This is a genomic window from Bradyrhizobium sp. SZCCHNS3016, from assembly GCF_032484535.1.
GTDB lineage: Bacteria > Pseudomonadota > Alphaproteobacteria > Rhizobiales > Xanthobacteraceae > Bradyrhizobium.
On sequence record NZ_JAUETE010000010.1, the window covers coordinates 136,467 to 148,315 of the forward strand.

The following is an 11,849-nucleotide window of genomic DNA, read 5'->3' on the forward strand; positions in this document are numbered from 1 at the left end:
TAAACTGCGGCGACATTCTTCAGTTCTATCGCGTCAAAAAATTCGGTCTCACACGGAACGACTTTTCGGGTCACGCGTCATCTCGGCAGCCGGTTATTCCCCCTGCCCCATTGACCGGCGACGCGGGGCACTGCCGTGGTGATGCCGGCGGTGCCCCGCATTCTTTTCTGATCCAGCACTACCGGTCAGATCTCCGCCCACCCGTCGCGGCGCTCTATCCCCATTTCGTCTGAGGTATATGTTGGAGCGGCGCGGCTGACTTCATGGTCCGCGCGTGGGGACGAAATGCTGGGCACGTTGGATAGCGTCGGCGTATGGCGGGGGATTGGATTGGCTCTGGCTCTCGTAGGCCTCTTTCCTGCGATTGGAGCTGCCGAAAGCGCCAGAGATAATTGGATCAAGAGCCTGGTCGCGCAATTGAAGATTCAGCGCCGCTACCCGTTGCAGGCCTCGGGCGAGGGCGGAACAGCCAAGGTCCTGTTTCACATCGACCGCGAGGGTCATCTCATCTCGGCCGTGCTGGCGGAAACGACCGGCGATCCGGCGCTCGACCGGGAAGCGCTCGCCATGGTCGAGCGAGCCCAGCCATTTGCTCCACCGCCGCCGGAGCTGGCGGACGGTGATCTGACCTTTCTCGTGCCAATCGTCTTCGCGCCGCGGCGGACGTCTGAAATCTTCCAGCTCGACGAGAACAGGTTGAAGTCCCGAGAGACCAAGCCGAACGACGCGGTGCTAAAAGCACGGCTCGACGGCGTCTGCCGCGGCTGCTGATCTCGCCCTTTGTTGCTGGGGCTACATACGAAGCCGGCGCGCTCCATAAGGAACGCGCCGGGACGACATCGTGCACCGTGACCTGATCAGGCCGCCGGCTTCGGCATCCGGTTGCGCGAGTTGCGCTGGAAGAAAAGAGCCTGGCTGGCGACTGCCGACACCATGGCCGGCTGGAACGGCTTGGAGATCAGGAACGCCGGCTCGGGCCGCTCACCGGTGAGGAAGCGCTCCGGATAGGCGGTGATGAAGACCACCGGAACCTCGAAGGTGCGCAGCAGCTCGTTCACGGCATCCAGGCCGGACGAACCATCGGCGAGCTGAATATCAGCCAGGATCAGACCGGGCTTCTTGTTCTTGGCGAGAGCCACCGCGTCGGCATGGGTTCGCGCCACGCCGATGACGTTGTGGCCGAGATTCTTGACCAGGCTCTCGAGGTCCATCGCGATGAAAGTCTCGTCCTCGATGATCAGCACATCGGTAGCGATTTCGGCGGCGAGCTCCCGTCCGGCGGCATCCGCCAGCCGGCGGGTTTCGGCAACGTCGATATCGAGGATGAAGGCCACTTCTTCCTCGGGGAAGCCTTCGAGCGAGAGCAGCAGGAACGCCTGGCGTGGCAAGGGCGTGATGTTGGAGAGCCGCCGCTCCGGCGGCATCGGCAGGGTCGCCACTTCGGCGTCGTCGTTGAGGGCCACCGAGTTCCAGATCTGCGTGAACAGCCGGAACAGCGCAGCCCGCGGTCCATAACGCTCGTCCAGCAGAGCCGGATCCTGAATCAGGGCCTCAAGCATCGCTCCGACATAGGCATCTCCGGAACCCTGGCTGCCGGTGAGGGCCCTCGCATACCGGCGCAACAGCGGCAAATGTTCAGCAACAAGCTGTGATCGGCTCATCCCCACTCCATTCGGTCATCTGGGCTTCCCGCCCGGGTTCCATCATGGGCTGATTACGCCCGAACCGACGAAAAGTTCCCCAAACCCGTGGAACTTTTGTCGCCCCGTCGCATTAGTTCCCGACAGACCCTCTCGGTGGCGAGAATAATTCTTGAAGCTTCAGGGACTTAACTCTCGGGGAAACGTGGAAAAGGTCATGAAAGATGTAAAGTCTCAAGCCAGCAAGAATGCGGCACCGCGCAAGCCCGGCGGACTGAACGCGGAAATTCAATCCAGGATCGGTCATCAACTCCGCGCGATGTACGACGACGTCGTCCGTCAGGGAGTACCGGACCGCTTCGCGGAGTTGGTGCGGAAGCTTGATGCGCCGGCAGCACAGTCCCACGTGGAAAACGGCGGGGGATCCAACGACCAAACCGACGGGAGGGAGTGAATGCCTCTCACTGATTCCTTGCGGGACGATATCCTCGCGGCCGTCCCCAGCCTTCGCGCATTTGCGATTTCCTTAAGTGGTAACAGCGATCGCGCCGACGACCTGGTGCAGGAAACCCTGCTCCGGGCGCTGGCCAACATCGACTCGTTCCAACCGGGATCGAATCTGCCTGCCTGGCTGTTCACGATCCTGCGCAACCTGTTCCGCTCCGACTACCGCAAACGCCGGCGCGAAGTGGAAGATGCCGAAGGCAACTACGCCAAGACGCTCAAGACGCATCCCTCGCAGGGCGCGCATCTTGAGTTCGAGGAGTTCCGTGCGGCACTCGAGAAGCTGCCTCAGGACCAGCGCGAGGCACTGATCCTGGTCGGTGCATCGGGCTTCTCCTACGAGGATGCGGCAGCGATCTGCGGCTGCGCGGTGGGCACCATCAAGAGCCGCGTGAACCGCGCGCGCTCGAAGTTGGCAGCGCTGCTCTACGTCGAAGGCGCCGAGGATTTCGGCCCGGACGAGACCGTGCGGGCGGTGATCGGCGGCAGCGGCGGCTGATCAGCCAAGCCGTCGCAAACAAGCCAGCAAAGAGGCGGCTCCCAAAAGAGCCGCCTCTTCTTGTTGTTGAACTTGTTATTGTTGAACACTTGCGCCGGGGTATCGTGCGCCTTGCTATCCTGTTCACTGACGAGCCCGGCGAGCTATCGCGGCGGATGCACCGGCGCGGAGAACTGCTCGGTGCGATCGCGCTCGGTCATGTCGATGACGGTCTCCATCGGAGCGGTCAGCTCATAGACATAGCTCGCCTCGGTGAAGAAGCGTTTTGACGTGCCACCGAGTGCTTCCGGCGCAACGCGATCGAGTAGGATCAGTCCGAAATCGCTGTCCGGCCGCCGCGTCGCTTCACTGGTATTCAATTCCTCCCAACGGAAGTGGAAGACGGCATTCGGCTCTTCGCCCGTCACCTCCCATCTGGCGGTGATGTGCGGGTGCTTTCCCACCAGCGAGAGGCCCTCGTCCGAGTGCGAGGCGAGTTCGAAGAACAGCAGCGACAGGCTCTGCGCGGCACGCGCGCTCACGGTGATGTCGGGTCCGTTGACCGCAATCCTCTCGGCATGCGGGATGGCGCGAGCTTCGAACAGCCCGCGCAGCTGCACGCCTTGCCACTGGCTCTCGCTGAGCAGCGTGACCACGTTCGACATCGCATGGATCCGCCCGATCAGCAGCTCGCGCGCGACGTCCATGTCGCTGCCATGACGCAGCGTTCGCGTCACGATGGACTGGATCACCGCCAGGATGTTCTTGACCCGGTGGTTCAGCTCGTCGATGACCGCCGTCAGTCGGCGCTCGAAGCCGATCCGCACCTGGATTTCGCGGCTCAGGCGCAGATTGTTGTAGGCGACGTAGCCGAACAGGCCGCAGATGATGCCGGTGAGCGCCATCCCGATGACGCCGACGATCGCCGCGGTCTGTTGCGCACGCCGGACCGCATTGCTCTTGGCGTAATAGACCAAGGACCAGTCGTGATTGCCGAAGGCCACGGTGCGGGTCGACGACGGAGCAGGATCGTCCGGCCGGCGGGTCCGGCTCGTCACCGCCCCCTGATCATTGGCAACCAGCTCGTCCGAGGCGTTGCGCGGGTCCTTCAACGCCACCGAGAACAACGACAGATCGTCATTGGTAAGCAGCAGCGGCCCGATCTCGTACGAAAACGTCACGAAGCCCGCCGGTGCAGTGGCGCCTTGCGGGACGACCGGGGCTGCCAGCACGATCCCGATCGGACCATCGCTCCGCACCAGCGGGGTGGGATCGGACGCAACCGGCTTGCCCTCAGCCATGGCCCGCGCGAGCATCGGTCCGACGATCGGCTGCCGGTCGAGGGCAATACCGGGAAGCTTGGAGGTCTCGGCATTGCGGGGCTCGAGATCCATCAGAACGTCCAACGGACGATCGACGTTCGGCCCGAGCGGCATGTCGTCGAAATTGCGAATGGTCGGATTCGGGAAGCCGGCCTGGCGCAGCTCGGCTTGCGCGATGGGGAGCTCATCCGGCCGCAGCCGTGCGATCCACGACGCCACCACGAAGTCGGTCTTGAACGCGTAGATCGACGATCGCAGCGGCTCCAGCATATTGGCCTTGATCACGGAGGGAGCGCGGAAAAGCCCGGAGGCCACCCGGGCCAGCAGCTCACGTTCGGTCAGCCGGTCCTGCACCAGGCTGGCATGGACGTCGATGGCGCGGGCCAGCGCAATGCGATCGAGCGCCAGCTCCTGGTCATGTACGCGGTAGGCAGCCAAGCCGGATAGCGCCGTCCCGAGCAGCGCGATCAAACCGATGATGACACCCAGCCGGAGCACTCGTTTACTCTGAGGTAAAGGGTTGGTGGCGAAGGAGACGAGTCATCCAATAACCGGGCCTGCAACTCAAGGACGCACCTCGGGGCGACGGGAGCGATCGGAGCGATCAGCGGAAAGCGATCCCAGGATACCGGCCGTTCATCGGCCGCCGAGACGCCTTGGAGCAAGGCGCACCCCGGGCCGAGGCAACACCCAGGGGCTCAAGTTGTTCCGGCCGGTTGAGGCTTTTTTGCGTCTGCCATTGCAGCAGATACCTCGCGCAACGAAGAACGGTGCGACGCAGATCAGTCCCCGCGCTCACGCCGACGGCTTGAGACCACCCTTGGCTTCGATGAAGCCGATGATCCGGTCAAGCCCCTGGCTCTTCTTCAGGTTGGTCATGACGAAGGGCCGTGCGCCGCGCATGCGCTTGGCATCCGTCTCCATCTTCTCCAGAGAAGCGCCCACATGGGGTGCCAAGTCAATCTTGTTGATCACCAGCAGGTCGGAGCGGGTGATACCCGGTCCGCCCTTCGACGGGATCTTGTCGCCCGCCGCGACGTCGATGACATAGATCGTGATGTCGGCCAGTTCCGGCGAGAACGTTGCCGCGAGGTTGTCGCCGCCGGACTCGATCAACACCAAGTCGAGCCCAGGAAACTTCGCGCGCATGTCGGCCACGGCGGCGAGGTTCATGGACGCGTCCTCGCGGATCGCGGTGTGCGGACAGCCGCCGGTCTCCACGCCGGCAATACGATCCGGGGTCAGCGATCCCGAGCGAACGAGAAACTCCGCGTCCCACTTGGTGTAGATGTCGTTGGTGATCGCGGCGATGTCGTAGTTCTCCCGCATCGATTTACACAGGAGATCCATCAGCGCAGTCTTGCCGGACCCGACCGGGCCACCGACGCCGACGCGGAGCGGACCGTGAGACGATGCCATGTCATCTACCCTTCTATCGTTCGCGCGACCGCGCGGGGCCGTGATCGGAGCAACCCTTGCCCCGCTTCATCACGACCGAAACAGCCTTGTATATTGCGTCTCGTGATGAAGACTTGCGAGATCGGCGCGGAATGTTGCGCCGCCGATGTCGTCGAGCGAGGCGAGCAGAGCTCGGTCCGCGGTCGCGGCGACGACAGGTTCCAATGCGGCGAGCACGCGCTGGCTGTCGGTCTGCCCCAACGGTACGAGACGGCTGCCGGCGGAAATCCAGTTCGACGTCAGGGCGTGCAGAAAGCCGTGCAGCAGGGGTCCCAGAGGAACGCCGTGAAGCGCGCCGACCAGCCCCACGGCGACCGGATAGACGATGGTCTCACATCGCGCCACCGCCTCGTCGAGGCCTGCGCAGTTCCAGGCGGACCGCGCGATCTCGATGAAGGCCCGGCCCTGCGCCGTGGTTTCGAGCTGACGCTCGCGCGACGGTACGAACGCGGCCGCAAGCTCGACCACCTCGCGGAGGCTGGCCATATCGTCGAGCTCGACCGCGCGATACGCGTGCGCGAGGAAAGCCGCGTCGCAGAAGCCGGAGCCGTTGGTCAGCATCGTCGCGAGCCAGCCGCGCAGCTCCGCCGCATCGCCGATGTCGCCCGCCTCCACGGCCCATTCGATGCCGCTCGAATAGGAGAAGCCGCCGATCGGAAACGCCGGCGACAGCCACGTCAGCAGCCGATACAGCGCGGCCGAATCCGCGGCGCTGATCGAGGCCGGCCGAAGCTCCGGCTCATTTGTGCTCGTGAGCATGGGAATGACCGTGATCGTGATGGTCATGGCCGCAGTGCTCGTCATGCACGTGATGATCATGCGCGTGGCCGTGATGCGCATGATCGTGCCCGGCATGATCGTGATGATGATCGTGGCCGTGGTGATCATGATCATCGTGGCCGTGCGCATGGCTGGGCTCGGCGTAGGCGCCGCCTTCCGGATCGAACGGCGCCTCGATCTCGATGACACGCGCGCCGAGACCCTTGACCATGGCCTCGATCACGTGGTCGCGGCGGATGCGCAGGCTCTTGGCCAGGATCTGCGTCGGCAGGTGCCGGTTGCCGAGGTGCCAGGCGAGCCGCACCAGATGGTGCGGATCGCTGGCGCGGATCTCCAGCAGCGGCTCGGCCGCCGCCACGACCTCGATCAGCCGGCCGTCCTCCAGCATCAGGGCATCGCCACCGCGCAATGCGGTGGCGTGCTCGAGGTCGAGCAGGAACTCCAGCCCGCGCGTTCCGGTCATCACCAGCCGCCGCCGGTGCCGGTCGTCGAAATCGAGCAGGACGGAATCGGCGGCAGCCTCTTTCCAACGATGCTGGCCGAGCACGCGTGTCGCGCGGATCATGCTGAAACTCTCATTCTCTTATTCCGCTCAGCGGACATCGACTTTCTCGGGCGTGATGATCTCGATCTTCGGCGGGGCCGACATGCATTTGACCGCGACGCGCCCGAACGTCTTCATGTGCTCGGTCGCGCGGTGCGGCACCAAGGCCTCAGCGTTCTCCCACTGCTCGACGAAGACCATTTTGCTGGGGTCAGTGACGCTCTCATGCAAATCATAGGCGATATTGCCGGGTTCTTTGCGGGTCCCTGCGATGCAGGCGGTGGCGGCGGCGATGAATTCCGCACGGGTTTCGGGCTTGATGGTCAAGGTGGCAACGACATAGATCACGAACTCGTCCTCCCGGTACTTTTCTGGTTCTGGTACCGGGCGGAAGCTTAGTACATGAAGTAGCGCTGCGCCATGGGCAGCACCTCGGCCGGCTCGCAGGTCAGGAGCTCGCCGTCGGCGCGCACCTCATAGGTCTCCGGATCGACCTCGATGTCAGGCGTCGCATCATTGTGGATCATGCTCTTCTTGGAGATGCGGCCGCGAGTGTTCTGCACCGCGTAGAGCTTCTTCGATAGGCCAAGCTTGCGGGCGAGCCCGCCGGTGATGGCCGCCTTCGAGGTGAAGATCACGGACGATGCCGTCAGCGACTTGCCGAAGGCGCCGAACATCGGCTGGTAGTGCACCGGCTGCGGCGTCGGGATCGAGGCGTTGGGATCGCCCATCGGCGCCGCGACGATGGCGCCGCCCTTGATGACACAGTCCGGCTTGACACCGAAGAAGGCGGGCGACCACAGCACGAGGTCGGCGAGCTTGCCCTTTTCGACCGAGCCGATCAGCTTCGACACACCATGCGCGATCGCCGGGTTGATCGTGTATTTGGCGATGTAGCGCTTGACGCGGAAATTGTCGTTGTCCTTGCCCTTGTCCTGTGGCAGCGCGCCGCGCTGCTTCTTCATCTTGTCGGCGGTCTGCCAGGTCCGGATGATGACCTCGCCGAGCCGGCCCATCGCCTGCGAATCCGACGACATCATCGAGAGCGCACCGAGATCGTGCAGGATGTCCTCAGCCGCAATGGTCTCTTTCCGAATGCGGCTTTCGGCAAAGGCGAGATCCTCGGCAATCGACGGATCGAGATGATGGCACACCATCAGCATGTCCAGATGCTCGTCGATGGTGTTGCGCGTGAACGGACGCGTCGGATTGGTCGAGGACGGCAGCACGTTCTTCAGCCCGGCGACCTTGATGATATCAGGCGCATGCCCGCCGCCGGCGCCTTCGGTGTGGAAGGCGTGGATGGTGCGGCCCTTGAAGGCCTTGATGGTGTCCTCGACGAAGCCGGATTCGTTGAGCGTGTCCGAGTGCAGCATCACCTGCACGTCGTAATCGTCGGCGACCGAGAGACAATTGTCGATCGCCGCCGGCGTCGTGCCCCAGTCCTCGTGCAGCTTCAGCGCGCAGGCGCCGGCCTTGATCATTTCGACCAGCGCGGCCGGGCGCGAGGCGTTGCCCTTGCCGGAGATGCCGAGGTTCACCGGGAAGGCGTCGAACGACTGCATCATCCGCCCGATGTGCCACGGGCCGGGCGTGCAGGTGGTCGCGAAGGTGCCGTGCGACGGGCCGGTGCCGCCGCCGAGCAGCGAGGTGACGCCACTCATCAGCGCGTGCTCGATCTGCTGCGGGCAGATGAAATGGATGTGGCTATCGAAGCCGCCGGCGGTGAGGATCTTGCCCTCGCCTGCGATCACGTCGGTGCCCGGGCCGACCACGATGGTCACGCCGGGCTGGATGTCCGGATTGCCGGCCTTGCCGATCGCTGAGATCATGCCTTCCTTGATCGCGACGTCGGCCTTCACGACTCCCCAGTGATCCACGATCAGCGCATTGGTGATGACGGTGTCGGCGGCGCCCTGCTTGTTGGTCGCCTGCGACTGGCCCATGCCGTCACGGATGACCTTGCCGCCGCCGAACTTCACCTCCTCGCCATAGACAGTGAAGTCCTTCTCGACCTCGATGATCAGGTCGGTGTCGGCGAGCCGGACCTTGTCGCCGGTGGTCGGGCCGAACATGTCGGCGTAGACGGAACGCTTGATCTTGACGGACATCGATGGCCCCCACTCAGCTCTGCTTGTCTTGATTTCGAGATGCTGGCGAACCGCTCACAGCGTCCCCCGCGCGTTGGCAACCGTCTCGTCGAACAGCGCATCGAGCCGCGCGTTCACGCCGCGGCAGCCGGCGACGACCTGCTCGGCCCAGCCGAGATACTCCAGCAGCTCCAGCTGCTGCTCGAGGTCCGGCTCGAAGAAGATGCGCGCGCGGATATTGCTGATCTTGTCGGCGATCTTGATCTGCTTGGCACCAGCCGATTTGCCGGGAGCCGCGATGACCTGGACCGCGCGCCGCTCGCTCTTCGGCAGGGTCATGTCGTCGGTGACCTCCTCCACCAGCCCGGCGACGCGCGGGCCGAAGCGCTGCGTCAGCTCGTCGTGGGTGGTGTCGGTGTCCTCGATGGTGTCGTGCAGCCAGCCGGCCGCGACGAGCTCGGCGTCCTCGCCGTCGCAGGTTGCCGACAGGATGTTTGCGACCTCGGCGAGATGATTGATGTAAGGCTCCTCGTCGCGGCCCTTGCGCTGCTGGCCGGCATGACGGCGCGCCGCCAGTTCGGCGGCTTCGGAGACGAGGCGTAATCCGGTCAGCATCGTCTACAGCTTGCCCATGACGTCGCCGCGGAAGCCGTAGACGGTGCGCTTGCCGGCGAGCGCGACCAGGTGCACGTCGCGGGTCTGGCCTGGCTCGAAACGCACCGCCGTGCCGGCCGCGATGTCGAGGCGCATGCCGCGCGCTTTTTTCCGGTCGAACTTCAGCGCCGGATTGGTCTCGAAGAAGTGGTAGTGCGAGCCGACCTGGATCGGGCGGTCGCCGGTGTTGGCGACCGAGAGCGTCACCGTCTTGCGGCCGGCATTCAGCTCGATCTCGCCGTCCTGGATGAAGAGTTCGCCGGGGATCATGAGTTACCTCGCAGGTTTCCACTGCGTCATGGCCGGGCTTGACCCGGCCTTCCACGTTTTTCCATTCAGATCGAACAGCGTGGATGCCCGGGTCAAGCCCGGGCATGACGACCGAAAGAGTTGGGCTCGCTTCACCGGATCGGCTCGTGCACCGTGACGAGCTTGGTACCGTCCGGAAACGTCGCCTCGACCTGGATGTCATGGATCATCTCGGGGATGCCGGGCATCACCTGGTCGCGGGTCAGGACCTGGGCGCCGGCCTGCATCAGCTCGGCCACGGTGCGGCCGTCACGCGCGCCTTCCAGGATGAAATCGGAGATGATCGCGACCGCCTCGGGATGGTTCAGCTTGACGCCGCGCTCGAGTCTGCGGCGGGCCACGATGGCCGCCATCGAGATCAAGAGCTTGTCCTTTTCGCGGGGAGACAGGTTCATGCGGACTCTCTGGTGATCGTCTTCTAATGATCGTCAGTTGGTAAACGTCTAGTTGAGCCACAGCCGCGGCAGCGGTTTATTCGAAGCACAGCCGAGCACCGCCATCATGTCGGCGCGCAGGCTCGCGGCATCTTGGGCACAGAAGCGCGCCATTGCAAATCCATTCCAGGCCGACAGCCCAGCCTCTCCACGGAAGGCCGGCAGGCTCTCCCTGATACGCTCGACCAGCGCGGCGTCCCCGGGCACGATCAGCGCGGTCCCGATCGCCGCGCCGCCCTTGGCGATGGCGGGCTGCGCAAGCTTTGCGCCGATGTCGCCGTCGAGGCGGATCGTTTCGGCGAACACGAGCTTGCCGCCGCGCCGCACCCGCCAGCGATCGACGAACTCGCCCTCCCGCATCGTCTCCCCCATGGCTGTGCGCCCGAACACGACGATCTCGCAGAGCAGGAGGGAGGCGGTATCGGCAAGGTCGATGTCGATGCGGCGATGGATACGGGCGCGGTCGAACAGGATGGTCTCCTGCGGCAGCCAGGAGATGTGCGCGTTCGCCGCGGCCGTCAGCGCAATGTCGAGCTCGGCCGGCTTTCCGGCCGCGCGGTAGACCTTTTCCGCTGCGGCGCTCGAGAGCGTGACGCGGCTGCCCTCGCCGGCCGCGACCTCGATCGCAAAGCGGTCGCCGCCGGCGATTCCGCCCGCGGTGTTGACGAACATCGCCGAGAGGCCGTCGTCCTCGGGCGAGGGAAAGCGCACCCGCAGCGAGCCGGATTCATGCAGATGATGTCGCCGCGTCATGCCGTCCTGCAGCCGCACGTCGAAGCGCACCGCGCCGCGGGCGCGGTTGGCCTCGAAGATGTCGGCAGCGGCGTTGGCGGGATCGGCCCGCATCGATCCCCTCCCCCTGGGACCAGACGCGGGCGAGTCCGCGTCGAGAAGCTGCGTGGTGATCAGAGCGCCATCTGGCGGCTGATCTCGGCCGGATCGAGGTTGGCGCGGGTGCAGGTATATTTTACCGCGCCGCGATCCATGACCGCGAAGTTGTCGCCGAGTTCGCAGGCAAAGTCGAGATACTGCTCGACCAGCACGATCGCGATGTTGCCGAGATTGCGCAGATACGAAATCGCCCGGCCGATGTCCTTGATGATCGAGGGCTGGATGCCCTCGGTCGGCTCGTCCAGCAGCAGGACCTTTGGCCGCATCACCATGGCGCGGCCGATCGCGAGCTGCTGCTGCTGGCCGCCGGAGAGATCGCCGCCGCGACGACCGAGCATCGATTCGAGCACCGGAAACAGCGAGAACACGTCATCGGGGATGCTGCGGTCGGCGCGCTTCAGGGGGCCGAAGCCGGTCTTGAGGTTCTCCTCGACCGTCAGCAGCGGGAAGATCTCGCGGCCCTGCGGCACGAATCCGATGCCCTTGCGCGCCCGCTCATAGGGCTTGAGATGGGTGATGTCGGCGCCGTCGAAGGTGATGGTGCCGGAGGCCAGCGGATACTGCCCGACCAGCGCCCGCAGCAGCGAGGTCTTGCCGACGCCGTTGCGGCCGAGCACGCAGGTGACCTTGCCGGGCTCCGCCGCGATCGAGACGCCGCGCAGCGCCTGGGCGGCGCCGTAATAGAGGTTGATGTTGTCGACGGTGAGCATCAGCGACCTCCGGTCGCTGATGGGCGAATGGCGAA

At 64.7% G+C, this 11,849-nt stretch carries 15 protein-coding genes; 3 read left to right on the plus strand and 12 right to left on the minus strand.

Annotated features, from left to right (window positions below; genetic code table 11):
* Positions 1 to 285: 285 nt before the first annotated feature.
* Positions 286 to 771 (plus strand): energy transducer TonB, encoded by a 486-nt coding sequence (locus tag QW881_RS19925; protein ID WP_315753403.1) that lies wholly within the window; start codon positions 286 to 288, stop codon positions 769 to 771.
* 86 nt (positions 772 to 857) lie between these two features.
* On the opposite strand, the gene QW881_RS19930 is transcribed toward QW881_RS19925, so the two are convergent.
* The gene (locus tag QW881_RS19930) at positions 858 to 1,661 is read right to left on the minus strand and encodes a response regulator (protein WP_315713838.1); all 804 of its coding nucleotides are present in this window, start codon (positions 1,659 to 1,661) and stop codon (positions 858 to 860) included.
* 196 nt (positions 1,662 to 1,857) lie between these two features.
* Between QW881_RS19930 and QW881_RS19935 the strand changes: the two genes are divergently transcribed.
* Together QW881_RS19935 and QW881_RS19940 are read left to right on the plus strand one after the other, a co-directional pair.
* Positions 1,858 to 2,094: a NepR family anti-sigma factor gene (locus QW881_RS19935; RefSeq protein ID WP_315734569.1), complete on the plus strand. Its 237-nt coding sequence runs from the start codon at positions 1,858 to 1,860 to the stop codon at positions 2,092 to 2,094.
* Positions 2,095 to 2,643 (plus strand): sigma-70 family RNA polymerase sigma factor, encoded by a 549-nt coding sequence (locus QW881_RS19940; protein ID WP_006612137.1) that lies wholly within the window; start codon positions 2,095 to 2,097, stop codon positions 2,641 to 2,643.
* A gap of 143 nt (positions 2,644 to 2,786) precedes the next feature.
* Here the strand turns inward: QW881_RS19940 and QW881_RS19945 are convergent, their stop codons facing one another.
* The 11 genes from QW881_RS19945 to urtE all read right to left on the minus strand — a co-directional run bounded on the left by QW881_RS19945 (position 2,787) and on the right by urtE (position 11,814).
* A complete protein-coding gene (locus QW881_RS19945) occupies positions 2,787 to 4,442 on the minus strand; it encodes an HWE histidine kinase domain-containing protein (RefSeq protein ID WP_315753405.1) in 1,656 nt (551 codons plus the stop codon).
* A gap of 297 nt (positions 4,443 to 4,739) precedes the next feature.
* Positions 4,740 to 5,363, minus strand: coding sequence for an urease accessory protein UreG (gene ureG / locus QW881_RS19950; RefSeq protein ID WP_315753407.1), 624 nt, complete (start codon positions 5,361 to 5,363; stop codon positions 4,740 to 4,742).
* A 69-nt stretch (positions 5,364 to 5,432) separates the two neighbouring features.
* Positions 5,433 to 6,161, minus strand: coding sequence for an urease accessory protein UreF (locus QW881_RS19955; RefSeq protein ID WP_409998945.1), 729 nt, complete (start codon positions 6,159 to 6,161; stop codon positions 5,433 to 5,435).
* Entirely contained in the window at positions 6,142 to 6,747 is a 606-nt protein-coding gene (locus QW881_RS19960; RefSeq protein WP_315753411.1) for an urease accessory protein UreE, read from the minus strand. The genes QW881_RS19955 and QW881_RS19960 overlap by 20 nt, the downstream gene beginning before the upstream one ends.
* Before the next feature lie 27 nt (positions 6,748 to 6,774).
* On the minus strand, positions 6,775 to 7,074 hold the full coding sequence (locus tag QW881_RS19965) for a putative quinol monooxygenase (RefSeq protein WP_315734580.1): 300 nt from the start codon (positions 7,072 to 7,074) through the stop codon (positions 6,775 to 6,777).
* Between the two features lie 47 nt (positions 7,075 to 7,121).
* On the minus strand, positions 7,122 to 8,837 hold the full coding sequence (gene ureC / locus QW881_RS19970) for an urease subunit alpha (protein WP_315753413.1): 1,716 nt from the start codon (positions 8,835 to 8,837) through the stop codon (positions 7,122 to 7,124).
* Positions 8,838 to 8,891: 54 nt separating this feature from the next.
* Complete coding sequence (locus QW881_RS19975; RefSeq protein ID WP_315753415.1) at positions 8,892 to 9,431, minus strand: HD domain-containing protein; 540 nt, start codon at positions 9,429 to 9,431, stop codon at positions 8,892 to 8,894.
* A 3-nt stretch (positions 9,432 to 9,434) separates the two neighbouring features.
* Entirely contained in the window at positions 9,435 to 9,740 is a 306-nt protein-coding gene (locus QW881_RS19980; protein ID WP_315753417.1) for an urease subunit beta, read from the minus strand.
* A 131-nt stretch (positions 9,741 to 9,871) separates the two neighbouring features.
* Positions 9,872 to 10,174, minus strand: coding sequence for an urease subunit gamma (locus QW881_RS19985; RefSeq protein WP_015669637.1), 303 nt, complete (start codon positions 10,172 to 10,174; stop codon positions 9,872 to 9,874).
* A 48-nt stretch (positions 10,175 to 10,222) separates the two neighbouring features.
* Positions 10,223 to 11,059, minus strand: coding sequence for an urease accessory protein UreD (locus tag QW881_RS19990; RefSeq protein WP_315753419.1), 837 nt, complete (start codon positions 11,057 to 11,059; stop codon positions 10,223 to 10,225).
* 59 nt (positions 11,060 to 11,118) lie between these two features.
* Positions 11,119 to 11,814 (minus strand): urea ABC transporter ATP-binding subunit UrtE, encoded by a 696-nt coding sequence (gene urtE, locus QW881_RS19995; RefSeq protein ID WP_315753421.1) that lies wholly within the window; start codon positions 11,812 to 11,814, stop codon positions 11,119 to 11,121.
* Between the last annotated feature and the right edge of the window lie 35 nt (positions 11,815 to 11,849).

Bases quoted from the DNA above. Each gene is read 5' to 3' on its own strand.
- QW881_RS19925 (WP_315753403.1), top strand. From the start codon at position 286: ATGCTGGGCACGTTGGATAGCGTCGGCGTATGGCGGGGGATTGGATTG.
- QW881_RS19930 (WP_315713838.1), bottom strand. From the start codon at position 1,661: ATGAGCCGATCACAGCTTGTTGCTGAACATTTGCCGCTGTTGCGCCGG.
- QW881_RS19935 (WP_315734569.1), top strand. From the start codon at position 1,858: ATGAAAGATGTAAAGTCTCAAGCCAGCAAGAATGCGGCACCGCGCAAG.
- QW881_RS19940 (WP_006612137.1), top strand. From the start codon at position 2,095: ATGCCTCTCACTGATTCCTTGCGGGACGATATCCTCGCGGCCGTCCCC.
- ureG (WP_315753407.1), bottom strand. From the start codon at position 5,363: ATGGCATCGTCTCACGGTCCGCTCCGCGTCGGCGTCGGTGGCCCGGTC.
- QW881_RS19955 (WP_409998945.1), bottom strand. From the start codon at position 6,161: ATGCTCACGAGCACAAATGAGCCGGAGCTTCGGCCGGCCTCGATCAGC.
- QW881_RS19960 (WP_315753411.1), bottom strand. From the start codon at position 6,747: ATGATCCGCGCGACACGCGTGCTCGGCCAGCATCGTTGGAAAGAGGCT.
- ureC (WP_315753413.1), bottom strand. From the start codon at position 8,837: ATGTCCGTCAAGATCAAGCGTTCCGTCTACGCCGACATGTTCGGCCCG.
- QW881_RS19975 (WP_315753415.1), bottom strand. From the start codon at position 9,431: ATGCTGACCGGATTACGCCTCGTCTCCGAAGCCGCCGAACTGGCGGCG.
- QW881_RS19980 (WP_315753417.1), bottom strand. From the start codon at position 9,740: ATGATCCCCGGCGAACTCTTCATCCAGGACGGCGAGATCGAGCTGAAT.
- QW881_RS19985 (WP_015669637.1), bottom strand. From the start codon at position 10,174: ATGAACCTGTCTCCCCGCGAAAAGGACAAGCTCTTGATCTCGATGGCG.
- QW881_RS19990 (WP_315753419.1), bottom strand. From the start codon at position 11,059: ATGCGGGCCGATCCCGCCAACGCCGCTGCCGACATCTTCGAGGCCAAC.
- urtE (WP_315753421.1), bottom strand. From the start codon at position 11,814: ATGCTCACCGTCGACAACATCAACCTCTATTACGGCGCCGCCCAGGCG.